At 41.8% G+C, this 22,988-nt stretch carries 26 protein-coding genes; 16 read left to right on the top strand and 10 right to left on the bottom strand.

Annotation, left to right across the window (positions count from 1 at the left end):
* The first annotated feature begins 54 nt into the window (after positions 1–54).
* The 5 genes from ACYRY3_RS36965 to ACYRY3_RS36945 all read left to right on the top strand — a co-directional run bounded on the left by ACYRY3_RS36965 (position 55) and on the right by ACYRY3_RS36945 (position 5,268).
* Complete coding sequence (locus ACYRY3_RS36965) at positions 55–1,077, top strand: diiron oxygenase (protein WP_460206702.1); 1,023 nt, start codon at positions 55–57, stop codon at positions 1,075–1,077.
* A 757-nt stretch (positions 1,078–1,834) separates the two neighbouring features.
* Positions 1,835–3,493 (top strand): phytoene desaturase family protein, encoded by a 1,659-nt coding sequence (locus ACYRY3_RS36960; RefSeq protein ID WP_460206701.1) that lies wholly within the window; start codon positions 1,835–1,837, stop codon positions 3,491–3,493.
* A gap of 6 nt (positions 3,494–3,499) precedes the next feature.
* On the top strand, positions 3,500–4,051 hold the full coding sequence (locus tag ACYRY3_RS36955) for a VWA domain-containing protein (RefSeq protein ID WP_460206700.1): 552 nt from the start codon (positions 3,500–3,502) through the stop codon (positions 4,049–4,051).
* A gap of 66 nt (positions 4,052–4,117) precedes the next feature.
* Complete coding sequence (locus ACYRY3_RS36950; RefSeq protein ID WP_460206884.1) at positions 4,118–4,723, top strand: vWA domain-containing protein; 606 nt, start codon at positions 4,118–4,120, stop codon at positions 4,721–4,723.
* A 155-nt stretch (positions 4,724–4,878) separates the two neighbouring features.
* Complete coding sequence (locus ACYRY3_RS36945) at positions 4,879–5,268, top strand: salt stress protein, Slr1339 family (protein ID WP_460206699.1); 390 nt, start codon at positions 4,879–4,881, stop codon at positions 5,266–5,268.
* 13 nt (positions 5,269–5,281) lie between these two features.
* Here ACYRY3_RS36945 and ACYRY3_RS36940 read toward each other — a convergent pair whose 3' ends face one another.
* Positions 5,282–5,671, bottom strand: coding sequence for a winged helix-turn-helix transcriptional regulator (locus tag ACYRY3_RS36940; RefSeq protein ID WP_460206698.1), 390 nt, complete (start codon positions 5,669–5,671; stop codon positions 5,282–5,284).
* Positions 5,672–5,838: 167 nt separating this feature from the next.
* Between ACYRY3_RS36940 and ACYRY3_RS36935 the strand changes: the two genes are divergently transcribed.
* Positions 5,839–6,462, top strand: coding sequence for an FMN-dependent NADH-azoreductase (locus ACYRY3_RS36935; RefSeq protein ID WP_460206883.1), 624 nt, complete (start codon positions 5,839–5,841; stop codon positions 6,460–6,462).
* Positions 6,463–6,593: 131 nt separating this feature from the next.
* On the opposite strand, the gene ACYRY3_RS36930 is transcribed toward ACYRY3_RS36935, so the two are convergent.
* The 5 genes from ACYRY3_RS36930 to ACYRY3_RS36910 form a co-directional block, all read right to left on the bottom strand.
* On the bottom strand, positions 6,594–7,097 hold the full coding sequence (locus tag ACYRY3_RS36930) for a 2TM domain-containing protein (protein ID WP_460206697.1): 504 nt from the start codon (positions 7,095–7,097) through the stop codon (positions 6,594–6,596).
* A gap of 176 nt (positions 7,098–7,273) precedes the next feature.
* The gene (locus tag ACYRY3_RS36925) at positions 7,274–8,206 is read right to left on the bottom strand and encodes a M48 family peptidase (RefSeq protein ID WP_460206696.1); all 933 of its coding nucleotides are present in this window, start codon (positions 8,204–8,206) and stop codon (positions 7,274–7,276) included.
* 129 nt (positions 8,207–8,335) lie between these two features.
* On the bottom strand, positions 8,336–8,818 hold the full coding sequence (locus ACYRY3_RS36920) for a hypothetical protein (protein WP_460206695.1): 483 nt from the start codon (positions 8,816–8,818) through the stop codon (positions 8,336–8,338).
* Between the two features lie 217 nt (positions 8,819–9,035).
* Complete coding sequence (locus ACYRY3_RS36915) at positions 9,036–9,251, bottom strand: hypothetical protein (RefSeq protein WP_460206694.1); 216 nt, start codon at positions 9,249–9,251, stop codon at positions 9,036–9,038.
* Positions 9,252–9,368: 117 nt separating this feature from the next.
* Positions 9,369–9,854, bottom strand: coding sequence for a hypothetical protein (locus ACYRY3_RS36910; protein WP_460206693.1), 486 nt, complete (start codon positions 9,852–9,854; stop codon positions 9,369–9,371).
* Between the two features lie 16 nt (positions 9,855–9,870).
* Here ACYRY3_RS36910 and ACYRY3_RS36905 point away from each other — a divergent pair, with 16 nt between their 5' ends.
* From ACYRY3_RS36905 to ACYRY3_RS36890, 4 genes are all read left to right on the top strand, one after another.
* Positions 9,871–10,149: a DUF4114 domain-containing protein gene (locus tag ACYRY3_RS36905; RefSeq protein WP_460206692.1), complete on the top strand. Its 279-nt coding sequence runs from the start codon at positions 9,871–9,873 to the stop codon at positions 10,147–10,149.
* A 240-nt stretch (positions 10,150–10,389) separates the two neighbouring features.
* Positions 10,390–10,521 carry a hypothetical protein gene (locus ACYRY3_RS36900; RefSeq protein WP_460206691.1) on the top strand — a complete coding sequence of 44 codons (132 nt, stop codon included), beginning with the start codon at positions 10,390–10,392 and terminating at the stop codon, positions 10,519–10,521.
* Positions 10,522–10,583: 62 nt separating this feature from the next.
* Positions 10,584–11,252, top strand: a complete 669-nt coding sequence (locus ACYRY3_RS36895) for a hypothetical protein (protein ID WP_460206690.1) — start codon at positions 10,584–10,586, stop codon at positions 11,250–11,252.
* Positions 11,253–11,837: 585 nt separating this feature from the next.
* Positions 11,838–12,404 carry a Uma2 family endonuclease gene (locus ACYRY3_RS36890; protein ID WP_460206689.1) on the top strand — a complete coding sequence of 189 codons (567 nt, stop codon included), beginning with the start codon at positions 11,838–11,840 and terminating at the stop codon, positions 12,402–12,404.
* Between the two features lie 213 nt (positions 12,405–12,617).
* Here the strand turns inward: ACYRY3_RS36890 and ACYRY3_RS36885 are convergent, their stop codons facing one another.
* On the bottom strand, positions 12,618–13,682 hold the full coding sequence (locus ACYRY3_RS36885; RefSeq protein ID WP_460206688.1) for a potassium channel family protein: 1,065 nt from the start codon (positions 13,680–13,682) through the stop codon (positions 12,618–12,620).
* 330 nt (positions 13,683–14,012) lie between these two features.
* On the opposite strand from ACYRY3_RS36885, the gene ACYRY3_RS36880 reads away from it, so the two are divergent.
* Together ACYRY3_RS36880 and ACYRY3_RS36875 are read left to right on the top strand one after the other, a co-directional pair.
* Positions 14,013–14,183 (top strand): hypothetical protein, encoded by a 171-nt coding sequence (locus ACYRY3_RS36880; protein WP_460206687.1) that lies wholly within the window; start codon positions 14,013–14,015, stop codon positions 14,181–14,183.
* Positions 14,180–15,442: an acetylornithine/succinylornithine family transaminase gene (locus ACYRY3_RS36875; RefSeq protein WP_460206686.1), complete on the top strand. Its 1,263-nt coding sequence runs from the start codon at positions 14,180–14,182 to the stop codon at positions 15,440–15,442. The genes ACYRY3_RS36880 and ACYRY3_RS36875 overlap by 4 nt, the downstream gene beginning before the upstream one ends.
* A gap of 119 nt (positions 15,443–15,561) precedes the next feature.
* Here ACYRY3_RS36875 and tsaB read toward each other — a convergent pair whose 3' ends face one another.
* Entirely contained in the window at positions 15,562–16,224 is a 663-nt protein-coding gene (gene tsaB / locus ACYRY3_RS36870) for a tRNA (adenosine(37)-N6)-threonylcarbamoyltransferase complex dimerization subunit type 1 TsaB (RefSeq protein ID WP_460206685.1), read from the bottom strand.
* 163 nt (positions 16,225–16,387) lie between these two features.
* Here tsaB and fni point away from each other — a divergent pair, with 163 nt between their 5' ends.
* From fni to ACYRY3_RS36850, 4 genes are all read left to right on the top strand, one after another.
* Positions 16,388–17,437, top strand: coding sequence for a type 2 isopentenyl-diphosphate Delta-isomerase (fni, locus tag ACYRY3_RS36865; RefSeq protein WP_460206684.1), 1,050 nt, complete (start codon positions 16,388–16,390; stop codon positions 17,435–17,437).
* A gap of 205 nt (positions 17,438–17,642) precedes the next feature.
* The gene (gene sppA / locus ACYRY3_RS36860) at positions 17,643–19,478 is read left to right on the top strand and encodes a signal peptide peptidase SppA (protein ID WP_460206683.1); all 1,836 of its coding nucleotides are present in this window, start codon (positions 17,643–17,645) and stop codon (positions 19,476–19,478) included.
* 141 nt (positions 19,479–19,619) lie between these two features.
* A complete protein-coding gene (locus ACYRY3_RS36855) occupies positions 19,620–19,871 on the top strand; it encodes a hypothetical protein (RefSeq protein WP_460206682.1) in 252 nt (83 codons plus the stop codon).
* Between the two features lie 682 nt (positions 19,872–20,553).
* The gene (locus tag ACYRY3_RS36850; protein WP_460206681.1) at positions 20,554–21,537 is read left to right on the top strand and encodes an RsmB/NOP family class I SAM-dependent RNA methyltransferase; all 984 of its coding nucleotides are present in this window, start codon (positions 20,554–20,556) and stop codon (positions 21,535–21,537) included.
* A gap of 164 nt (positions 21,538–21,701) precedes the next feature.
* Here the strand turns inward: ACYRY3_RS36850 and ACYRY3_RS36845 are convergent, their stop codons facing one another.
* Both ACYRY3_RS36845 and ACYRY3_RS36840 read right to left on the bottom strand, forming a co-directional pair.
* The gene (locus ACYRY3_RS36845; protein ID WP_460206680.1) at positions 21,702–22,322 is read right to left on the bottom strand and encodes a Uma2 family endonuclease; all 621 of its coding nucleotides are present in this window, start codon (positions 22,320–22,322) and stop codon (positions 21,702–21,704) included.
* Between the two features lie 65 nt (positions 22,323–22,387).
* Positions 22,388–22,801 (bottom strand): PPC domain-containing DNA-binding protein, encoded by a 414-nt coding sequence (locus ACYRY3_RS36840; RefSeq protein WP_460206679.1) that lies wholly within the window; start codon positions 22,799–22,801, stop codon positions 22,388–22,390.
* Positions 22,802–22,988 lie beyond the last annotated feature (187 nt).

Raw genomic sequence — 22,988 nt, 5'->3', positions numbered from 1 at the left:
TGATGATACTAATAACCATTAGTCCTTTGGTAAAAATTTGGAGAAGGCTAAGCAATGAATGCAAAAATGGCTCAGACAAAAATTAAAGCTTCTACTGCTTCTAGGGCAGTTAGCGGGGATAAAGATATCTCCCACTGTCGCTCCCTACTGCAGAAGATGGCTGGCAATTGGCATGAGCGCTCGCAAGTAGCACAAGCAAAGCAAAAAGCGAAAGAAAACAGCCATCTAGAGTTGACATTTGACAAAACTAAAGATGACTTTCGTATAGACTTGTTACCGTTCAAGGATCACCCTGATTTTTTAGAAGCCCCAATAGAGATACAGAAAAAGATTCTGTCATGTGGTTGGCTAGCTTACAACGAGAAGACATTAGATATTGAGTCTAAAATAATTTCTCCTGCCTGCAACCATATCATCTATAGGGAAGTTCCTGGAGTAGAAGATGGAACAAGCCAAGAGATTGCCAGCGATGTTCTAACCGACGAAGCTTACCACATATTACTTGCCGTTTCTGGCTGTCGAATTACTCGCGAACAGCGGGGCTTGGAATTCCTAAAGCTGCCCAGCTTTAGTTTAGTGAAAAATATGCTTTATGAACAAGAGCGCTATCCCGAGCCCTGGCAAAAGATGCTCATTCAAATAGTAACAGCGACAGTCTCTGAAATTTTTGTAAGCGACTACCTAGAATTGCTAGCTTATGATAGGACTATTCAACCCTTTAACCGTTTCACAGTTGATACACACCGACGAGATGAAATGAATCACAGCAGTATTTTCAGAAATTTGGCAAAGTGCATGTACACTCAGCTTAACCACCAGCAGCAGGAATTTTACATGGATATTCTGCCTAAACCTGTTTCTTGGTTTGCCAGTTCAGAACTCCATGTCTGGAAAACGATGTTAGAGCAAATTGGGTTCCGCAAAACGGAACGAATGATTGCAGACTGTGCTGCCGTTGCCGAGACTAACTTAATGACAATTGACTACTCAGGTATAATCAAACTAGCAGGAGAACTGGGTATTCTCAATTCCTCACGGGGTATTGACAGCTTCGGGCAAGCAGGTCTTCTTGATTAAAGATTTATGATGGAATTGTTAAGGTCATGCAGCAAAAATTGACTCTTATAGGCTAATATTCTTAGTCAAAATCTGGTAAATAATTTGACAATCAGTATTTAGTCTTGTAGCCAACACCAATTTTTTCATTGCAAAATGTAATAAATCTCACAAAACCTTTGGTATTGATAATTAGGTTGCTTTATATTGTAGTAGCAGCTTGATATCCTTAATAGTATTTTTGCATTTAAATATTGAGGTTGTTAAAATTTGAGACTAACATAGTGTTGTGAAATTATTTAGTCACGTAAAGTCGCAAAAAAATCGAACAAAGACCAAAAAGTAGAGACAACGCGTAATTCTTACGAATTTTCAAATAAGCGGAAGAATTACAAATGATTGTGTGCCTGGATTTTCTAATCTTAGAAGAAGGTGGTAACTTATGGCACTTAAAAAGACAAAGAGCTTCAAAATTGATACTAAAGACGTAAAAACCTAAACCTTATTATAGCATGGGTTGTTATAAAGGAATGTAAATTCCTGGAAATAATGCATAGGTTCTGCATCATTCTCAATCTTACAGTCAAACAATAAGGGAGTAGTTACAGATCTAGCCAGATATTTTGTAGAAGGGCATTTTACTTGCGTCACTAGCAAGAGTTTGAGATGGGAAAAAATTGCCAGAAATCATATTTCTTCCAAGTTAGTGACTGCTTGCTGTAAAAATTTGGCTTCCAACTCAAATTGATATCTCGTTCGATTTTAGGAGAAATTAATAATGAACACCTCACGGTCTTTAAACCATTACGATCTCATTGTGATTGGCTCGGGTATGGGAGCCTTAACAGTTGCCAGTTTAATGGCACAACTTCGAGGTAAGCGAGTTTTAGTACTTGAACGGCATTTCAAAGCAGGCGGGTTTACTCACTCCTTTAAGCGGAAAAAATTTCAGTGGGATCCTGGCATTCACTACATTGGTCAGATGAGTGAGGGAAGCCCAATCCGCAGTTTGTTTGATATGGTGACTGGTAAGGGTGTGCAGTGGTCAAAGATGGCTGAACCCTTTGACAAATTCGTTTATCCTGACCTAACTTTTGATGTTTATGGTGACCAAGAGCGTTATACGGCTGATTTAATTCAGCGTTTTCCTAAAGAAGAAAAGGGAATTCGGCAATACTTCAAGGATATCTCCAGAGCCTCAACAGCATTCTTTCTTCATGCTATGGAGCAAAATGGCACTCCTCTTTTCAAAGTGATAGGATGGCTGGGAAAGTTGTGGACTCAAATCAGTCTCAATCTCACAACTAAGGAGTATTTAGACCGCCATTTCAAGAATCCCCAGCTCAAAGCCTTACTGACATCCCAATGGGGAACCTACGGCGTGCCCCCCAGCCAGAGTCCCTTTGCCCTGCATGCCACAATTGTCAACCACTATCTAACGGGCGGTTACTACCCTGTAGGTGGGTCGGGCACGATTGCCGAGAGTGTCAATGCGATTGTTGAGGAGCACGGCGGCAAAATTCTGCTCAATCGAGAAGTCACTGAGATATTAATTGATGGTAGAAAAGCTGTAGGGGTAAAAGCTCGGAAAGTGAACGCAGAAGGCTTTTCGGGTTTTGAGGAATATTATGCTCCTGTAGTGATTTCTAATGCAGGAGCAATTAATACCTACTTGAAATTGATTCCACAGGACTATCCCATTTCTTTCCGAAAATCTTTACGGCAATTTGTTCAGGATCATCCCCCTGCAACAAATATCGCGCTGTACCTCGGCTTATCGGACGATCCTCGTAAATTGGGATTTCAGGGCGAAAATCACTGGCTCTACGAACTGTTTGACCATGATGCAATCTACGAACAGCGCTTCACGTGGCTCAAGCATAACAAGCCTTTGCAAGCTTATTTATCTTTTCCCTCTTTGAAAGATCCTGAAGCTAAAGCGCATACTGCAGAAATCATAACATTTGTTGATTACGACAGTTTTGCTCAGTGGAACGATCGACCTTGGCGTCATCGAAACGAAGATTACTACGCTTTTAAGGAGCGCTTGAGTCAGGCAATTATTGACCTAGTAAATCGATATTATCCAGGTTTTTCTAATCTGGTAGAATATTGCGAAATCTCAACTCCCATTACAAACGAACACTTTAGTAACCATCCTAAAGGTGGTATTTACGGATTTCCTTTTGGGAGCGAGCGCTTCCAATCGCAAAATCAAGCTTGGACTCAAGTTAAAACACCCATAAATGGACTGTACTTAACGGGGGTAGATTTGTTTATGCCTGGTCTTGTCCCTGCCATGATGACCGGTCTTCTCACCTTAGGGCATCTACCAGATGGGATTTCTATGCCTCAAGCCTTCTCGACTGCTGCACGCGCTAGCACTCCCACAACTAGTGTTAAAGATGCTCCAGCAGGATTGACTGCGGTTCACTAAAAACGGGTGTGGTCAAAAGTCGTTGGTAAGCAAGCGAACGCTCGCGCTCAAGAGTCTACTCTCGCTTTGGCAAGAAAATGTGAGCAATTTGACCCTGACGGCATCACTGTTTACGTATTTTCTGGTAAATTCAAACGTTACGAAGATGTCACCTCAGCTAAAGTTGCTCAGGTATTTATGGAAAACGATCCAGCCGGTACAACTAACTTAGCTGGAGTGCTACTGCATGCAACTGAAAATTACTTTCAACGGAAAGCCGGTGGGAAAACAAAGCTAAATGGAGAAACAATTTTAGTTATTACTGATGGCGAACCGGACGACCGCAAAGCAGTGTTTGAAGTCATCATCAATGCTTCACGTAAAATGGAGCGCGACGAAGAGTTGGCAATTTCCATCGTGCAAGTAGGTTCTGATGCTCAAGCAACCAAGTTTCTTAAAGCTTTGGATGACCAATTACAAAGCGTTGGTGCTAAATTTGACATTTGCGACACCATTACCCTAGAAGATTTGGAAGACATGAGCCTAACCGATGTATTAATGAATGCAATTACTGATTAGTTATTCGTCCTTGGTCATCAGTCATTAGTGATGAATTAATCAAAAACAATCTATATGAGTGAAGAAATGTTACAAAATCGGGACTACACCTTGATTATCGACAAAAGTGGTAGTATGGCAACTCCAGACCAAAAAGGAGGAAGAAGTCGATGGTCATCCGCACAGGAATCCACCTTCGCTTTGGCAAGTAAATGCGAGCAATTCGATCCAGACGGGATCACCGTGTATGTCTTTTCTGGAAGATTTAAGCGCTATGAAAATGTGACATCAAGCAAGGTTGTGCAAATTTTTCAAGAAAACGATCCCTCTGGTAGCACAGACTTAGCAAGTGTTTTACAACACGCACTTGATAACTATTTCCAACGCAAAGCTGTCGGTCAAACGAAAGAAAATGGAGAGACGATTTTAGTGGTTACAGACGGTGAGCCTGACGATCGCAAGGCTGTTATGAAGGTAATTATTGAAGCTTCTCGACGTATGGACCGCGATGAAGAACTTGCCATTTCTTTTATCCAAGTGGGAACAGATGCTCAAGCAACCCGCTTTCTTAAAGTCCTTGATGATGAGTTGCAAGGAGCAGGTGCAAAGTTTGACATCTGCGACACTATTACTATCGAGGATATGGAAGATTTGACTTTGGCAGAAGTCCTGCTCAATGCTATAAATGATTAAATCATTTACCGATAAACAGTGAAAGGCGATCGTTTAGATCGCTAATACTGGATAAATGAGTAAGTCAGTGGGTAAAAAACTTGACACCCTAACAAATGACCAATAACAAATGACGACCAAAACTTGTTAACTTTATTTATGTCGATCTACTTATTATGGATTCCATTGACAAATTACTAGCTGAAATAAAAGCTGAGTATGAAGAAATAAAACCCGAACAGTGCCAGCAAATTCCAGTACAGCCATTAAGCACACCCTCATCTAAATCAATATCATTAATTGATAGTCTTTTAGAGGATGTAAAGAGTGATTTTGAGCAAAAAGACTTAGCCCTTGAATTGCAAAAGCAGCAACAACTAGAAGAGGAACAAATTCGACAACAGCAACTCAAAGCTCAAAAACAAGAAATGCTGAAAAAGCAAGCCAATACCTGGCTAGCTAAACTAGATCCATTCTCGCCCGAAGGACTTTGGTTTGAACGATTTGCTGAAAACTACCCCTCAAAATCAGACGCAGCAATTGAATACCTGCAAAATAATGAATAAACGGAGTTATTTGTTAATCCATGCAGGAATGTTTGTGATTGAGAGACTGACTTTGCATATTTAATTTTTGATTTAATTGAGATAGATGCTTTAAGCCCCACTCGTGCATTGCATAGAGAATTGGTTGAAGGCTTTCTCCTAAAGGTGTTAACGAATATTCCACCTTTGGAGGAATTTGCGGGTAAACCTTTCGATGAATAATTCCATCTTCTTCCATTTCTCTAAGTTGCTGGGTCAGCATTTTTTGAGTGATTCCATCTAAAGAACGCTGCAATTCTCCAAACCTCTTTACACCTAACATCAATTCTCTTATAATCAAGACCTTCCAGCGTCCACCAATGACTTTCAGTGTGGTTTCCACTTCACAAGTTAATCGACTGTGAGTTTCCGCTTTAGCTTCCATAGTTTCTTTTTGGTAAGTACTTTACTTTCTAGTGCCTACTTTTCATAATAACTTTACATAGCTTAAAGTAGATACAGCAAAAAAGCTTGGTAGTTGATAGTTAAGTGTCAACTGCTAAGTGTGAACCGCCAAAAGATTTGTCAGCAGTCCAAGAAGGAATCGATACTATGGCTCATATCCTGCACATTGACTCCAGTCCTCGTGGAGAACGCTCCTTTTCTCGTCGCTTTTCCAGTCAATTTGTGACAGCTTGGAAAAATGCTCATCCAGGAGACACCGTGACATACCGAGATTTAGGTCACAATCCAGTTCCTCATGTGGACGAAGCATGGATTGCAGCTGCTTTTAGCCCACCAGATGTTCGCACACCCGAACTGACTAAGGCAATTGAATTATCAGACAGCCTGATTGATGAGTTTTTGGCGGCTGACCGTTATGTCTTTGGTGTGCCGATGTATAACTTTAATATCCCTTCTACCTTCAAGGCTTACATCGACCAGATTGTTCGCGCTGGTCGTACCTTTGCTGTTGATGACAAAGGTGGTTTTCAGGGGTTGGTTGAAGGCAAAAAGATGCTGATTTTGACAGCTCGTAGTGGGAACTTCTCTCCAGGAAGCCCTGCTGCCCCACATAATTATCAAGAACCTTTTTTGACAGCAATTTTTGGGTTTATTGGCATTACAGATATTACATTTATCAACGTGGAAAACTTGGGTGCAGGTGAAGAAGCTCGTCAAGCATCTCTTGCACAGGCCCATGATGCTGTTGAGCAGGCTGTCGCGAGTTGGTAGTTTAGCCGTGCGATGAACATAGTTATTGTGGTGCCTCTATAGTTATTATTGTGGTGCGGGCTTCCCAGCCCGCGCAATCAGGACGGACGGGACGCCCATCCCACAAGAGTTTCAGAAAATAGAAATTTCTATTAAATTTGCCAAGCTTTTAGCCATCTATTTACGACTGTATTGAAGAATTTTTTCACTTGATGCTTTCGACGCCACCGCTGAAAAGCCATTTCGTATTCTTCACCTTTAATTTGAAAGGTTTTCCAAGCATCAATTCCTACGGCAAAGCCACTACCTACTAAAATATACAACGACCAAGCAAGACCTGCTCCACCTAGCAAATCAATAGACATTAAAAAAGCGTTGACAATGGCATAATTAGCAAAACGCTTTTTAAATCTACTTTGTCGGTAGATGTCAAAAGCTTGCCTTTGTTGCATTTCTCCTTGTGTTGTTAACCAATCACGTTCTGCTTGCTGTATTAAGTCTGGAGAAATTTCTAACTCTGAGGCGATTTCCAGCAACTGTTCGTAGGAAAATTCTTTTTCTTTGTCATTAGCCTGGCGGGCAATGGCTAGATTGAGAATTTGCTGCACATCTTCTTGGCTGTAAATACGAGTCCCTCTATTGTCAAAATTTGTCATAATCCTATCTCTTAATATCAGTTTTTATACAAGAGCCCTGCAAGAGAGATGCTACGCTACGATGCTACTGCGCGATCGCCACCAGCAGTGCCATTCCTACTTCTTCTAGGGTAGCAAATCAAGATGGTGACGCGAGTTGCTTAAGAACTAGCACCGGATTTGACTTTCTGAGTGGCTTATGATGAACGCGAATAAGCTAGATGCTTTAGCCATTCCTCCGCCTCTCTGTGCAACTTGAACTGACGTTCGCTTGCACGAAATTCTGCTGTATGAGCCATACGTCTACCGTTGACCAATTTTGTGCCGTGGTATTTATGTAGTAGTTCGTGGTACAAGACGAACTCAACAACAAACTCAGGAATACTGGCATCATCAAGAGACAAACTCATCACGACTCTATCTCTAGCTGGTTCATAATGTGCGAACTTGCGGTAAGTATGAACTTTGCTCCAAGTAAGACGCGGTTTTACAAGATTCGCAGCAAAATACTGGCTGTTAACTTTATCAAATAACTTATCTAAATTATAAAACTTACCTCTACCATTTTCCGCGATCGCCTCCACAATCAAATCTAGCTCCATCAGAACACCGCTGTATTCTTCAGAACTAGCAAAATCTTTCATGACTCGTGTTGCGTTCCGGCTGTTAGCAAATAAAGCAGCTGTTACCAACGCTTCTAAAACATCATCTGGTGCATTGACAAACCCTTCGCTCACACTTAGAGTAGCAATTTTTTCACCTATTTTGCCTCTATATAGACCTGCCAAATTAATCATTTCAACTATGACTCTAGTTGAATCCCAACCATGTATGCTGCATATTTTTTGGGCAATTTGCTGCAATCGATAGGTTGTTCGTATATGAAGTTGCAGGTTCCCTTCATCAGTCAAAAACTTCATCCATGAGTAAATTTGACGAGATGACTTGGTGAGGGTTGCTGGCGTTGTTTCTTGGTTGGCGCAAATGCTTTCAATTGCGGTCACGATTCTCATCAAGGCTTGGGTCAGGTCATGTATCTGAGCAGTATTAGGAGTTGGGCTTGAGGCTAGAGCGAAAATTTTCTGCAAGATAGCACGTTGCTGCGCTTTGATGTTCTTAAGACCAATCATTATGTATGGTAACTAAGACTGCATCAATCATACCATTCTCAGGAAATGACAAAGCACCCTGAAGACCAAATCACAGCTAAACAAATGCTGGTCTGCAAGGCAAGGACTATTCTGCTATAAAAATCAGGTTTACAGGTCACACGCAAATCCGTTATCGTTACGGTCTTTTTTTCGAGCCATTTCACCAAATTGGGCAACGGGGATGCTGCGAAGACCGTATTGCAAATTGATTCGCGTACAGGTCTCGGTTGCAAGCAACTGACGGACATACTCATCTCTTATTTCTGCTGCTTGAGTGCAAAGCTGGGTCACCAAGCCTTGATCTCTGCCCATTTTTACACGTCTGCCAGATGAGTCTAATTGCTTGTAGTAAAAATTGGGATTATTGCCGCATTGTACTTTCAATTCAAATTTGCTGCCATCTGAATCTGAAGCGGGTACGGACAATAGGAGAAATTCTGGGTTATACCTAATGTCGGACATTTTGATATTCTTTGTATCCCACCTCCATACCCGCGAGTTACTGGATATCTGGTAGTTACTGGGGATAGCAAAAGCAGGTACAACATTTGTCAACAAAAATACTGTTGCTAAAACACCCAAAGCTTTCATACATAACCTCGTTTATCAACCTGCTATTAGTTTTCCCATCGATTTACTTTTCCAAGCAGGCGATCGGTTAATTTTTTGTGATTCTTTTTATTAATTAAGTAAGTAATTTCACGATAAAGTATGGAATGGAAAAGAACTAAATTAGTAAATTTAGTAACTAGTATTCTTACGGGAGAAATAAGTTTTACAGTAGGCAAGAGTAAAAAACTTCATTTCTTCAAAAAGAGACAGGTATTTTCATTCTTAGTTGTAAGCGATCGCGGGTGCTGATATACTCCTTTTCAGCGCCACAATTACCGATTGTTGTAGTTGTAGGGTGGGCACTGCCCACCAAACAGACAAAATCGGCTACTTCATGTTGTAAACGCACTGGCTCGTCTTGGCAGTTTTTAATAAGTAATCTTCTAGCAGCACTGCCCACCAAACAGAGCATCCCGCATATTGCTTCACACCTTCGCTGACAAAATCGGCTACTTCATGTTGTAATAAAAAACCTTGGAATAAACTCAGGTGCTGAAAGGTTTTCTATATTGTTGAGAATCCAATCAGTTTAGTCTACGTAATCAGTGGTTATTTTAGGGAGTGAGTCAGTATTACTCGAAGTAATTGGACGGCTGCCATCTACCTCAAGAGTATCCTCAATTTGAACGGGACTCTTCACAACAGGACGTTGACCATCTATGTTAAAAGTATCTCTTACCTCTAGATCGCTCTTGTCAATTGGGCGATTGCCATCTACAGCTAATACGTTATGGTCTTGAAAATCGCTTTTGGCAATCGGACGCCTACCATCTATGTCAATTGTTTCCTGTATCTGAAAATCGCTTTTGGCAATCGGACGAATACCATCTACTTCAAAGGTGTCTGCAAGCTCTACTGAACTTGAATCAATTGGACGATGGCCATCTATGTCAATTGTTTTAGGGATTGGTTTGAGTTCTTCTGATGGTGAAGAAATCATGTTCGCTTCTATGTCCATTGTCTTCTGACTCAAACCCCCTACACTGTTACCAGCTTTGTCGTCTGTATTATTCATGCTCTGTCTTTCACTCATGCTAAGGAACTTCCATTTGCTATTAGCATGGCTTTATTTAGGTAGCGATCGCACCTTCCTTTATGAACAACTTTCGCTGACCAATACTGCTTGGGTTTTGCACGACCATGTTTCAACTCAAATTCCCAGCAATGCTTTGGTGCAGTTTAACTGGGAAGATTTGACTGGGGGAGGCGATCGCGATTTTGATGATGTTGTATTTACAATTGGCAAATTTAGACAAGCTTTGAGTGTTCCTGGAGAAATCGGGCAAAAAGTTGCAACAAAGTTTACTTGAACCGATCGCGAAGCCGCCTTCAACAATGAACTAGGGCTATTTATTGTTGATGATGCGACAGGAAGAATTGGCAATCTTTTACCCACAGATTCAGGTTACGCACAGGCTGCATTAAATAGTACCACCCGTCAGGTCGTATTTACGAGCGGTCAAACTGAAGGATCGGTTAAGAATTTAGAACTTCCATCTCAGGCATTTTTCGGTTTTTACCTAATTCAAAATGCCACCACAGAGGAGTTCTTGCGCCAGAATCCCCAAAATGGAATTGGTAAAGGTCCTGCAGCCTTTTTCTTATTCCCAGAGGCACCTGATGGTTTGATTGCAGCTATTACTAATCCCCAAAACCAGACAACTTCTTTTGGTATGACTTAGCTGGAAATCAAACAGCGGTTATTGACCCATTAGGTAATCGAACAAGCTTTAGTTATGATGCTGTGGGACGACAAATTCTTAAAACTGACCCATTAAATAATGTCGCCACTTACGGTTACGATGGGGTGAATAATTTAGTCCAACTCACAGACCGCAATAATCGTCAGCGTACCTTTACTTACGATGGAGTTAATCGTCTAATTCAAGAAACCTGGTTGAATGGTAACAACCCAGTACGCACAATTAACTTCACTTACGATCCTGTGGGTAATTTGGTTAGGTCTACTGACGTTGATAGTACATATACTTTTAACTATGACAGTCGAGACAGAGTTACCCAAGTAAACAGCACGGGTATAACAGGATTAGCACCTGTTACTTTGAACTATACCTACGATGGAACTGGTAACAGAACGTCTGTCAGCGATAATTTAGGTGTTCGCGTTAACTCAACTTACGATGCACGTAATTTACTAACCAGTCAAACTTGGCAAGGAACGGGTATCGATCCAGCACGAGTTGAATATTCTTATGATAGTAGGGGCGATCGCACTGTTCAAAAGCCTGATTTGCCGCAGTACTCAAGCGTGGGCTATCTTCTAAATACCAAATTAAAGCATGGGTATCAGTTACAGCATCAATCATTAAATATCCTCACGCGGAAAATTACCCCACATCTGCTGTCTGACTTCAATAATATCTTCATCCGTAATATCAATACCTCTCCATAATCCTCGTAAAGATTTACGTCGTTTAGCTTGAGCAATAGTTAACTCTCTCTTAATTTGAGGAGTAACTTGCTCAATTAAGCGTAGCTTATCTAGAGGAGAAAGTTGTTTTGCCAATTCTAAAACCTCCTCAAGAGTAACCTCCCTAGCCATTTTTTCCTCAACTTTTGCTAACAGACTATAACAAGCAATAATTATACAGCAGTCCTTAATGATTTATAAATATCAAATTTGTGGTAAGCCATCGCTGCATATCTTAATGACAAGGAGAAGTTATACTTACTTATTATTTTTTATAAGATAGAATTTTAGGATAATTTAGATATGAGTGCTGTATATTTAAGCGAATGTGCGGCATAGCCCTACCTACGTCTTTAAGAGGGAAAAGATTAAACGCGATCTGCCGTAGGCAGTAGCGAAGCTATCGCGTAGTTGTGTTTCAGCCAGAATTTTTGAAAAACTTACTCCCTTCCTCGTGGAAAATTACCGATACTGAACCTTGGCGCTCTTGGCGTCTTGGCGGTTTTTAATAAGTAATCTTCTAGCAGAAAGGGAGTAGAATAGTGGACAGATAATAGGTAAGACCGGATGACAACCATAACATCAGACAAAGTATGGTGGACAACTGCCGACCTAGAATTATTTCCAGATGACGGCAAACGTTATGAAATTATTGATGGAGAATTATTTGTGGCTAGAGCGCCTCACTGGAAACATCAAGAAATTTGTGTAAAAATAGGGACACAATTAGAAATCTGGTCAACTCAGACAGGATTGGGAAAAGTTGCCTTTGCACCAGGTATTATTTTTACCGATATTGATAACGTAATTCCTGATGTGGTTTGGGTAAGTCATCAAAAATTGACAGAATTATTAGATGAAGCAGGACATTTGACAGGTGCGCCAGAATTGATCGTTGAGGTATTGTCTCCAGGGGAAAAACAGGAAAAGCGAGACCGTGAGCTAAAGTTAAAACTGTACTCAATTCAAGGAGTGCATGAATACTGGATTTTTGACCGCGAAAGGCAAAAGGTGGAAATTTACCGTCGAGAAAATGCTATTTTGAAGCTCGCTGCAACGTTGTATAAAAATGATAGTTTAACCAGCCCTCTTTTGCCAGGGTTTAGTTGTGCTATCGAAGGTTTGTTTGGATGATAATTACGAAGATTGGATAAGATGGTTTTAAAAAGGTAATATATTATACTACTTCACTTTGATAGAGATACATTTAAATTCTGTTTTAGACGCGCCATGGCGCGTCTCTACATTATGGATTTGTATCATCCTTTGCGTCAAATGGTATTGCGTCTCTAGCAACGGATTATTAATACCGCATTGAACTAACCTCAGTCGATGCAATCGCAATGTCTAACCTTTTTTTGGTCGCCGCAATGCTTGAGAACGAATGGGTCCTAAAAGCTGGTTGAGGGCACGGAGTTGTTCGGCTGTACCCATAGCAATCAGGGCATCTCCTGGCATAAAAACCGTGTCAGCGGTGGGACCGCCAATGAGTTCGCCACTAGCGCGACGAATTGCAAGCAGTAATGCGCCTGTTTGCCCGCGCAACCTTGCCTGCCCTAATGTTTGACCGACAAAAGGACAAGCTGCCGGATCGAGCAAGAATTCTTCCATGTAAAGCTGTCGATCTGTACCAGAGAGAATACCATCGACAAAATCCATGACTTGAGGTCTGAGGGCTGCTGCTGCCATCCGCTTTCCACCTGTAATATAAGGGGAAATGACAGCATCTGCACCAGCACGTTGTAACTTTTGTAATGCTTCTTCCGTACTAGCTCGTGCGATCGCCCGAATACTTGGATTCAGTGTTTTTGCTGACAGTACCACATACAAATTTTCTGCATCTGAAGGTAGTGCCGCCACAATACAAATTGCTCTTTCAATACCAACTGTTAACAAGGTTTCATCTAAAGTCGCATCACCCTGATGTACTATAAAACCTTGTGTCTGAGCTTTTTGTACGGATTCCAAACGGGAGTCAACAACCACGAAAGGGACACCCTCTGCGCCAAACTCTATAGCAATTTGGCGACCCGTCCGGCTGAATCCACAGATGATATAGTGCTCGGATAACGATTCCATTAAGTGCCTCTGTCTTCGTAGTCGAATTCCTTGTTGAAAGTAGCCCTCAATGACAGCTTCTGTAAATCTATTGACAATGTAACCTATATTGATAACTCCTAATAAGATTAAGGCAATGGTAAATAACCTGCCTCGCGCTCCTAGCGGTCGGGTTTCACCATAACCAACAGTTGCCAAAGTAATGACTGTCATGTAAGCTGAATCTTCCCATGACCAGCCCTCCATAAATCTGTACCAGGAGGTGCCAATAAGAAATACACCAACAAGGGCAATAACCCCTGCTGTTAACTCTTTTTGAATACGGTTGTATTTTTGCTCGAGAGTAGTGTACACGGTTTTTACTATAGTCACTCGTTTGAGAATATCTGAGTGTTAGCTTAAGATGAAGAGTATAAAGTAAATTTTTTTCAGGAGTTTTAATAATGGACAAGTAAGGGCTTTATTAGTAAAATATTCCAAATCGTATAAAACGAGCCAATTTTTGCTATAGTAAAGGTCGTGCTAAAAATCGAAGTGCCAAACAACTAAGAAATTAATTAGGCTAAAAAACCTTGAAACAAATTTCAACTGACCTGCCTGTAACAAGGTTGGCAAGGAATCCATTGCCATTAAATGTGTTGAAAACATTGGGTAATACAAAGTAGGAAGTCTTCAGGAATAGGGATGGCTCGACCTAAATATACCTATATGGAGAAAAAAAGCCAGCGCTGTGCTCTGAAAACCAGAGTTGAAGTGACTGCAATTGAGTCGGCTCCCTTCAAAGAAGCACAGAAGCAAACCAAACAGTTGTCACGGACAATTGTGGATAAGATTTGTGGAGCAATTGGGCAGTGAGCATACAAACTTTAGTCGAACAAGCAACAATACCGTCTAACCCCTTTGATACAGAAGGCTTTAACCAATCTGTGATGTCCACCTATGCGCGGTTCCCTATCGCCTTGGAACGGGGCGCTGGGTGCCGTGTTTGGGACACACAGGGGCGAGAGTATCTCGACTTTGTGGCGGGAATTGCCACTTGTACTTTAGGACACGCCCACCCTGCTATGGTGGAAGCGGTCACACGACAAATACAAAAGCTACATCACGTTTCCAATTTATACTACATCCCAGAACAGGGAGAATTGGCAAAGTGGTTAATTGAACATTCTTGCGCCGATAGTGTCTTCTTTTGTAACTCAGGGGCAGAAGCCAACGAAGCTGCCATAAAACTTGCAAGGAAATATGCCCATACAGTGCAACAAATTGAAAAACCAATCATTTTGACAGCACAGGCAAGTTTCCACGGCAGGACTTTGGCAACAATTACCGCTACAGGGCAACCCAAGTATCAAAAAAACTTTGAACCTTTAATGCCCTGTTTCCACTATGTACCTTATAACGATATCAACGCGGTAGAAGCAGCAATTAGCGAGCTTGATGAAGGTGATTATCGCGTATCAGCAATTTTATTAGAACCATTACAGGGAGAAGGGGGCGTTCGACCTGGGGATCTGGCTTACTTCCGAAAGGTGCGGGAAATTTGTGATGAAATTGGCATTTTGCTAATTTTTGATGAAGTACAGGTCGGGATGGGTCGCAGCGGTCATTTTTGGGGTTATGAGTACTTAGGTATTGAACCAGATATTTTCACCAGTGCCAAGGGATTGGGCGGTGGTATCCCTATTGGAGCAATGATGTGTAAATCGTTCTGCAATGTTTTCCAACCAGGGGAGCATGCTAGCACCTTTGGTGGAAATCCATTCGCTTGCGGAGTCGCCCTCGCTGTTTGCCAAACCTTGGAACGGGAAAATATTTTGCAGAACGCACAACATAGGGGCGAGCAGTTGCGGGCTGGTTTGCGGGCGATCGCAGCAAAATATCCCAACCAAATCGTTGATGTCAGGGGTTGGGGTCTCATCAACGGTATGGAACTAAACGCAGATATTCCCACAACTGCACCAGATATTATCAAAGCTGCCATAGATGAGGGATTGTTGCTTGTACCTGCAGGTCCAAAAGTTGTCAGGTTTGTTCCACCTTTGATTGTGACCGAAGCAGAAGTCAATATTGCATTGCAAATTGTTGACAAGGCAATGGCGGGGGTTACCAAGTAAGTCGCAAGTCGCCAGTAGTATCATGTAAATGAAGTACATAGGTAAGGGCGCGGCGTCCTTGCGCCCTTACCTATGAAAAAAAATAATGAGGAACTTGCGAGCAAACAGTTCAGCTTTCCTCAAAGTTCTACTGGGTGTTGACCGTAAAACGGCAACGCATCTGACCAATTCGGACGTTTACCCCTTTGCCATTCTAAATACGCCAATTCCAAAATGCTTGGAACTGTTGCAGCTAAACCAGATTGGGCTTCAATAAGTTGGTAACTGGTGTTCCAATTAACTAACTTTTCCTGCCATGCAACTGGTGCGATCGCAGCATCTGGCAGTAAAATATCAAGACCGGAACCATCTAGAGTAGGTTGATAAATAGCACCAAAGACTTGACCTCGTTGGGCAGGCATTTGTACAGCAATGGCTTGTTCCCCCCAACCTTCCGATGCCCTCGCCTTGAACCACGCCACAGCTGCCAAGTTAGAAATAGCAAATACAGGAATACCCAACTGTTGACCCAAGGTACGGGCAGTCACAACCCCAATGCGAGTTCCAGTGAAACCACCAGGTCCTTTTGCTACAGCGATAAACCCTAAGTCTGCCCAAGTTTGAGGCTTGATAAATTCTATTAAATATTGATGTAAAAGGCTGGATAATTCACGCTCCAATTTCCAAACCTGAGAACGGGTGTCTCCAGCAAAGTTACTCACAGCTAAACCCAGTTCGGGAGTGGTGGTGTGGAGTGCTAATCCGTATTTTGTTAGTTGGCGGTGTTCTAGTTGGATGGTCAAATCTGGTTCAGTCGTAATTTGGGTTTGAGCCCCGTTACCGGGATTTGGTTAACTACATCATAATATAAGAAAAATTTTCCATCTTTGTAATCAAGCTTGCGCGTTTTGAGCAAGTGTTATGTTGCACAATGGAAATCGATCGTAGCTATAAATTACACTTACTGTGAATTCTCAAACAAGCCCTTCCGTAGCAACCGAGTCGCGCAAAGCAGATCACATTCGTATCTGCTTGGAACAAGATGTTCAATGCCATCAAACGACTAATGGATTGGAACACTACCAGTTCATCCATTCTTGCCTACCCGAACTCAATCTTGACGAAATTGATATTAGGGCTCAATTTCTAGGTAAACAGCTTGGCACACCACTACTGATTTCTTCTATGACTGGGGGAACCGAGCAGGCGGGGGTCATAAACCGTCGCCTTGCGAAAGTTGCTCAGCAATACAAAATGGCTATGGGAGTGGGTTCCCAGCGGGTAGCGGTGGAAAAACCCCAAGTTGCTGATACTTTTGCGGTTAGGAAGTACGCTCCTGATGTTCTCCTGTTAGCTAATTTGGGAGCTGTTCAACTGAACTACAACTACGGTTTAGAAGAATGTTTACAGATTGTTGAAATTCTAGAAGCTGACGCCCTTATTTTACACCTCAATCCCTTACAAGAGTGCATTCAACCTAGAGGTGATAAAAATTTTAAAGGATTGCTCGATAAGATAAACAAATTGTGTACCCGCTTGCCCGTACCTGTGATTGCTAAGGAGGTGGGCAATGGCATTTCCGCTCCTATGGCAGAAAAGCTGATTGCTGCTGGAGTCAAGGCAATTGACGTAGCTGGTGCAGGTGGTACTTCTTGGGCAAAAGTGGAAAGCGAACGTGCAGAAAATGCTTTGCAACGCCGCTTGGGAAGAACGTTTGGCGATTGGGGTTTGCCTACTGCAGAGTGTATTACCAGTATTCGAGCGATCGCTCCTAATGTACCTTTGATTGCTTCGGGCGGATTGCGTCATGGATTGGATGTCGCAAAAGCACTGGCTTTAGGTGCAGATATTGCTGGTTTGGCAATGCCTTTCCTGCAAGCTGCTGCTGATTCAGATGCTGCTGTATGCGAATTGGCAGAGGTGTTGATTGCTGAAATTACTACTGTGCTATTTTGTACTGGCAACGCTACACTAGAAGAACTTAGGTATTCCAAAAGTTTACAACGCATAAAATAAGTATAAAATGCTCTGTTTTGAGCTATTCGTAGGATAGGTATAAAGCATTGAGAAAAATCAACCAAAGATACAAGAATACAGGGTGAAGTCATTTGTTCAAAGTCATTTGTTCAAAATCATTTGTTCAGTGTAAATGACGAATGACTTGACCAATGACCTCTTGACCTCTTGACCAATGACTAATGACTAATGACCAATAACAAATATGCGTAATTTTCACAAACACACTTTTGCCAGTTTAATTGGTAGCCTTCTAGGATTGTTTATTTTTTGTGGTCTGGGCACCGCTGGTCTCCTCTTGCTACTGTTTGCTGCCGCCTCGTCTAGTGAAGTTGGACCCGTGGTGAAAGATAAGTCAATGCTGGTTTTTGACTTATCAATGAATATTACTGATGGGGAACCCAGCACCAATGAATTGCTTGAAAAAGCATTATCAGGAGAAAGTGTCAACAGAATGTCACTCCGCAGCGTTCTGGAAGCCTTGGAAAAAGCACGACGGGATCGACGAATTATCGGTGTCTACTTAGATGCCAGTCGTGCTTCTCAAGGAAGTGTCGCAGGTTTTGCAACACTCAAAGAAATCCGACAGGAACTAGAAAAGTTCCGTGCAGCAGGCAAAAAGATTGTCGCTTATGGAGCAGACTGGGGAGAAAGGGAATATTACCTAAGTTCGGTGGCAGATACCATCGTGCTCAATCCCTTGGGAGCAATGGAAATTAACGGTTTGAGTGCCCAACCCTTATTTTTTGCCGGAGCATTGCAAAAGTATGGTGTTGGCGTTCAAGTTGTGCGGGTAGGCAAGTTTAAAGGCGCAGTTGAACCGTATGTCCTGACAAAGCTGAGCCCAGAGAATCGACAGCAAATTCAAACTCTATTAAATGATGTTTGGGCGGAGTGGCGAACAGCAGTGGGAAGAAGCCGTAAAATTAACCTTTCCCAGTTACAGGCAATTGTTGATAATCAAGCTTTATTATTGGCGGAGCAAGCTAAAAACAACCGTTTGGTCGATAAAGTCGCTTACTTCGATCAGGTGGTTTCCGATCTCAAACAATTAACTAATAGTGATAAGGACGATAAAACGTTTCGTCAAATTAATATTAGCGAGTATGCAGAAGTTCCCGGTAAATCCTTGGGTGTAACACGGGAATCAAAAAACAAAATCGCAGTGGTTTACGCTGAGGGTGAGATAGTCGAGGGTCAAGGTGAGAATGGTGAAATCGGGGGCGATCGCTTTGCCAAACTCTTCCGTCGCCTGCGACAGGATAAAGATGTGAAGGCAGTTGTACTGCGGATTAACAGCCCTGGTGGAAGCGCCACCGCTTCTGAAGTTATGCAGCGAGAAGTGCGCCTGACTCATCAGGAGAAACCAGTGGTGGTTTCGATGGGTGATATTGCTGCTTCTGGTGGCTACTGGATCGCAACTGACTCTAAGCGCATTTTTGCTGAACCCAACACAATCACCGGTTCTATTGGTGTCTTTGGAGTTCTTATCAACGCTCAAAAATTAGCGAATGACAACGGGATTACCTGGGATTCAGTGAAAACCGGAAAATACGCAGATGTTCAAACAGTTGCTCGCCCCAAATCTACGGAAGAACTCGCACTATACCAACGCAGTGTTAACCGTATTTACAGTCTATTTGTCAATAAAGTCGCACAGGGAAGAAAACTCCCAGAGCAAAAGGTGGCGGAGATTGCCCAAGGGCGTGTTTGGTCGGGGGTTGCCGCGAAGAAAATAGGTTTGGTGGATGAAATCGGTGGCTTGGATTCTGCTGTGAAGTACGCCGCAGAGTCAGCAAATCTGGGAGATAACTGGGAAGTACAGGAATATCCTCGATTGGGAACCCTCGAAGAACGTTTGTTTGGGAGGACAGCGCAAGAAGTACGGGCTATGCTGGGGGTGGATAAAGCGAAACTCCCCGCGCCCGATCCATTGATGGCTGAATTTGAAAAACTCCAAAAGGAACTGGCGATCGTCCAAAAGATGAACGACCCCTTAGGAGTGTACGCCCGCTTTCCCATTAACTTACACATTGAGTAAAAAGCAAGCCCCTAGCAGGATAGGCAAGGCGCTCATTTCTCAATATCATATTTGCCTGATATTTTGGGATACGATAACTGCTGACAAAAATGGTATAGATGTGTAAAGTAGTTGTGGTTCCTTATTCATCCACAGAATTTTATGCAACTTCCTAAAGATAGAAAAAACAATCGCCTCGTACTCCTTTTGGTCTCCTGCAGTTTGGCTGGTGTCGTCGTAGGCGGTACTTCAGCATGGGCGGAAAGCAATATGTGCTTGCAAGCGAGCACGGTAACCAGTGAATGCATCACCCAAGACCCAATGACCAAAACTGTAGAGGGAATGATGATTGGGTTAGTCGCTGGGGCGGGAGCTGCGGCTGGTGTAGCATGGCAACACAGGGATGCAAAATAAATTTATATACTTATTTGCTTGTAGTTGCGCTTAAGCGCAGCTGCATCAATTCCTTTTGATAACTAACTAAAAAGCCGGGTTTTTTAAATTTTAGATTTTTTTTCCAAGAAATTATAATAAATATTTCGGTACAATGAAGTTAACAGGTTTTGGTCGTTATATCATGTTCGACTCATTACTTACGATACACAAATTCTACCACACCCGCCTAATGGCACCCTCCCCTTAATAAGGGGAGGGTTAGGGAGGGGTATTTTTATTACAAGTGTTTAACCGAACATGATATTATTTGTTATTAATTCGTACCGAATTATACTTACACCAAATATACAAGGCTTGCTGGCTATTTGAGTTTAAACATCCATTGGTATCCATATAGTATGCATTCTCACAACACTCTGCTATTGTAATCACCATGCTAGTGAGACTTGCATACTTAATTATTAAACTACAATTACCACCTTTACAAAATTGAAAAATAACTTGAGAATTTTCTTGAGTTTTCTCATCAATAAGTACTAACCTGTATCTGTAAGTTCAGAACTAAAAAATGCTTAATGCATTGAGGCGTTCAAGTTCAAACAAAGGCTCTACGACAAATTTTTTGTAGCGTTCTAGGCGATCGCGATATCCATTAATGACAAGCTGTAAAGGAGAAAAATATATTTATTAAGAATGCCTTATGGAAAAACCTTCTAATTTACTACTTAAACTCTCACGACGTTTATTTAAAAACTCAGACGAACAAGAAAAATTTGTTGCTGCTTTAACTCATCCTCAGCGATTCAATCCCTGTATTCTTTGGTGTCAAGAAAAGCCAGAAGTTTCTCCTTTCTCTATAGAAACAGCAATCCCCTGGCAACCCGAATTCATAGACCGTCTATCTTTAGGAGAAAAACCCGGTCAGCATCCCTTGCACGAACAGGGATATTTTTACTGTTTGGATTTTTCTTCTGTGTTTGCAGCTTCTATATTGTTAACAATTACTCAACCTGTAAATTTAGTTTTTGATATGTGTGCTGCGCCGGGGGGAAAGAGTGTTTTTGCTTGGAGGAGTTTGCAACCTAATTTACTTATTAGTAATGAAGTCATTGGCAAACGTTTGGGAATGCTCATTTCTAATTTAAAACGCTGTCATATTAGCCCATCTGCTGTTGTTAGTAGAGATTCAAGCATCTTTGCTGAAACAATACCTTTATCGAGTCATTTAGTTTTAGTAGATGCCCCTTGTACCGGGCAGTCTTTACTTGCTAAGGGAGAAAAAGCACCGGGATGTTTTCATCCAACAGCTATTAATAAAAGTGCTAACAGACAAAAAAGAATTATTGCCAATTCTGCTCAAGTCGTTGCTCCACAAGGATACTTGGCTTATATGACCTGTACTTATTCTCCTGAAGAAAATGAGCAGGTTTGCGAGTGGTTATTGGAACGATTTCCTCAGTTTCAAGCAGTTGAGGTAAGCCATTTACAAGGTTATCAGTCACATTTAACAACCATACCTTGTTATCGTATGTTTCCTCAAGATGGCTTGGGTGCTGGTGCATTCGCGGCGTTATTTAAGAATACCGATAAAGGTGAGGGGAAGATGATAGATGTGGAGAGTTTATCTGCTATTTGGAAGAATATAAACCACGGAGACGCAGAGGATATTGCAGTATTGCGCTAACAACAACACTCTCATCAGCTTGATGAATTTGTTCTTTGACTAAGTAGGTCGGTATGAAAAAATGTAACTGGGAATGGTCGTCCTTAGTCATTTGTTATTGGTCATTAGTAAGGCTTTCCAACGTATTTACATTTTTTAATATAGTGCTGTTTATTCTCGCCCACCTACTTCTCAGAAGTTTCTTCTGGCTCGTTCTCAGGAAAGACAACGTCTTCATACAGCAAAGAAATAGGGCAACGGAAATCAACGCTCGTTAAGTGTACCTCTAGTTCTGTTCCGTTAGCTGTCGTTTCCTCAGGTGAATAAAAAGTGAGTTCCCATTTTCCTTTTTCATTGAGTCGGTAGCATTCCACATTCATTTTGTCTGCATCAATGAGCACATATTCTTTTAAGGTATCAATCCGACGATAATGCCTAAATTTCTTGCCGCGATCGTATGCTTCTGTACCGGGAGATAGTACTTCTACAAGTAAACAGGGATGATAGATAACTTGACGCGCTCTTTGGTCTCGCGGGTCACAGCTAACCATCACATCTGGATAGTGAAAAGGTCCCTGAAGCGAAACTCCCACTTTGGCATCCGCCATAAAAACTTTACAGCCCTTACCCCGCAGGTAATTTTTGAGTGCAGATGTAAGATTGATGGCAATGGAGTTATGGGGAAGAGTTCCCCCTGTCATGGCAAAGACGTCTCCATTGATATATTCGTACTTAATGGGTTGTTGTTCTTCCCATCCGAGATACTCCTGGGGAGTCATTAGTTGATGTTGAGGTTGGGCAATCATTTGAAAAGCCTTGGCGTCTTGACGGTTTATTCTTCATCCCCATTGTATGCAAAGCCAGAATTGAATCAGATTTGAGTTTGAGCAAGATTGGGGACAATTTCTAATTCGTAGTAACCTGTTTGCTCGTCTGGTGTTCTGAGAAAAGTATATTCTTCGCTACTGCCAATGACTATCTCGGCGGTTGTGTAGATAATACATCCATCGTCAAGATGTCCGCCAATGGTTTTTCCTTTTTGGTCGGAAATTGCAATGTGAAGATGCACGCCTGTAGTTGCTACTGTCCCATTGAGGGAAAGAATTTCAAATTTTTCGGCTAATACGGTACTGCTGTCTTGATTGGCAAAGCGAATTTTTGCTTGTTTTAGGCTGCCGATCGCAGTTAATATGAATCCTGCTTTGATATCTTGTTTGCTGGCAAAATGCTTTAAACTTTGCTTCAAATCTTCATCAGGTCTGAGTCGCAGAGGAAATATTTTCATTGCTTGTGTATTAAGTAGGGCTTTTTGTTAAGTAAATCTTAATTTATCTAAATGTCGTTAAAGACACTGTAGCAGTGTCTTTTTTGATTGCGACTTGCGGTTATTGCTTAAAAAAAATAACCTAGTAGTTTTTCTGAGGCTACTGCATCATTTCTATTCATAGAATGTACGGAATAGAATAATTTTA

Source organism: Scytonema sp. NUACC21 (genome assembly GCF_054684315.1).
Note: the sequence above shows the minus strand (reverse complement) of the source record. Positions and strands in the feature narration are given on the sequence as shown.

Bases quoted from the DNA above. Each gene is read 5' to 3' on its own strand.
- ACYRY3_RS36965 (WP_460206702.1), top strand. From the start codon at position 55: ATGAATGCAAAAATGGCTCAGACAAAAATTAAAGCTTCTACTGCTTCT.
- ACYRY3_RS36960 (WP_460206701.1), top strand. From the start codon at position 1,835: ATGAACACCTCACGGTCTTTAAACCATTACGATCTCATTGTGATTGGC.
- ACYRY3_RS36950 (WP_460206884.1), top strand. From the start codon at position 4,118: ATGTTACAAAATCGGGACTACACCTTGATTATCGACAAAAGTGGTAGT.
- ACYRY3_RS36945 (WP_460206699.1), top strand. From the start codon at position 4,879: ATGGATTCCATTGACAAATTACTAGCTGAAATAAAAGCTGAGTATGAA.
- ACYRY3_RS36940 (WP_460206698.1), bottom strand. From the start codon at position 5,671: ATGGAAGCTAAAGCGGAAACTCACAGTCGATTAACTTGTGAAGTGGAA.
- ACYRY3_RS36935 (WP_460206883.1), top strand. From the start codon at position 5,839: ATGGCTCATATCCTGCACATTGACTCCAGTCCTCGTGGAGAACGCTCC.
- ACYRY3_RS36930 (WP_460206697.1), bottom strand. From the start codon at position 7,097: ATGACAAATTTTGACAATAGAGGGACTCGTATTTACAGCCAAGAAGAT.
- ACYRY3_RS36925 (WP_460206696.1), bottom strand. From the start codon at position 8,206: ATGATTGGTCTTAAGAACATCAAAGCGCAGCAACGTGCTATCTTGCAG.
- ACYRY3_RS36920 (WP_460206695.1), bottom strand. From the start codon at position 8,818: ATGAAAGCTTTGGGTGTTTTAGCAACAGTATTTTTGTTGACAAATGTT.
- ACYRY3_RS36915 (WP_460206694.1), bottom strand. From the start codon at position 9,251: ATGCTCTGTTTGGTGGGCAGTGCTGCTAGAAGATTACTTATTAAAAAC.
- ACYRY3_RS36910 (WP_460206693.1), bottom strand. From the start codon at position 9,854: ATGAATAATACAGACGACAAAGCTGGTAACAGTGTAGGGGGTTTGAGT.
- ACYRY3_RS36905 (WP_460206692.1), top strand. From the start codon at position 9,871: ATGCTAAGGAACTTCCATTTGCTATTAGCATGGCTTTATTTAGGTAGC.
- ACYRY3_RS36890 (WP_460206689.1), top strand. From the start codon at position 11,838: ATGACAACCATAACATCAGACAAAGTATGGTGGACAACTGCCGACCTA.
- ACYRY3_RS36880 (WP_460206687.1), top strand. From the start codon at position 14,013: ATGGCTCGACCTAAATATACCTATATGGAGAAAAAAAGCCAGCGCTGT.
- sppA (WP_460206683.1), top strand. From the start codon at position 17,643: ATGCGTAATTTTCACAAACACACTTTTGCCAGTTTAATTGGTAGCCTT.
- ACYRY3_RS36855 (WP_460206682.1), top strand. From the start codon at position 19,620: ATGCAACTTCCTAAAGATAGAAAAAACAATCGCCTCGTACTCCTTTTG.
- ACYRY3_RS36850 (WP_460206681.1), top strand. From the start codon at position 20,554: ATGGAAAAACCTTCTAATTTACTACTTAAACTCTCACGACGTTTATTT.
- ACYRY3_RS36845 (WP_460206680.1), bottom strand. From the start codon at position 22,322: ATGATTGCCCAACCTCAACATCAACTAATGACTCCCCAGGAGTATCTC.
- ACYRY3_RS36840 (WP_460206679.1), bottom strand. From the start codon at position 22,801: ATGAAAATATTTCCTCTGCGACTCAGACCTGATGAAGATTTGAAGCAA.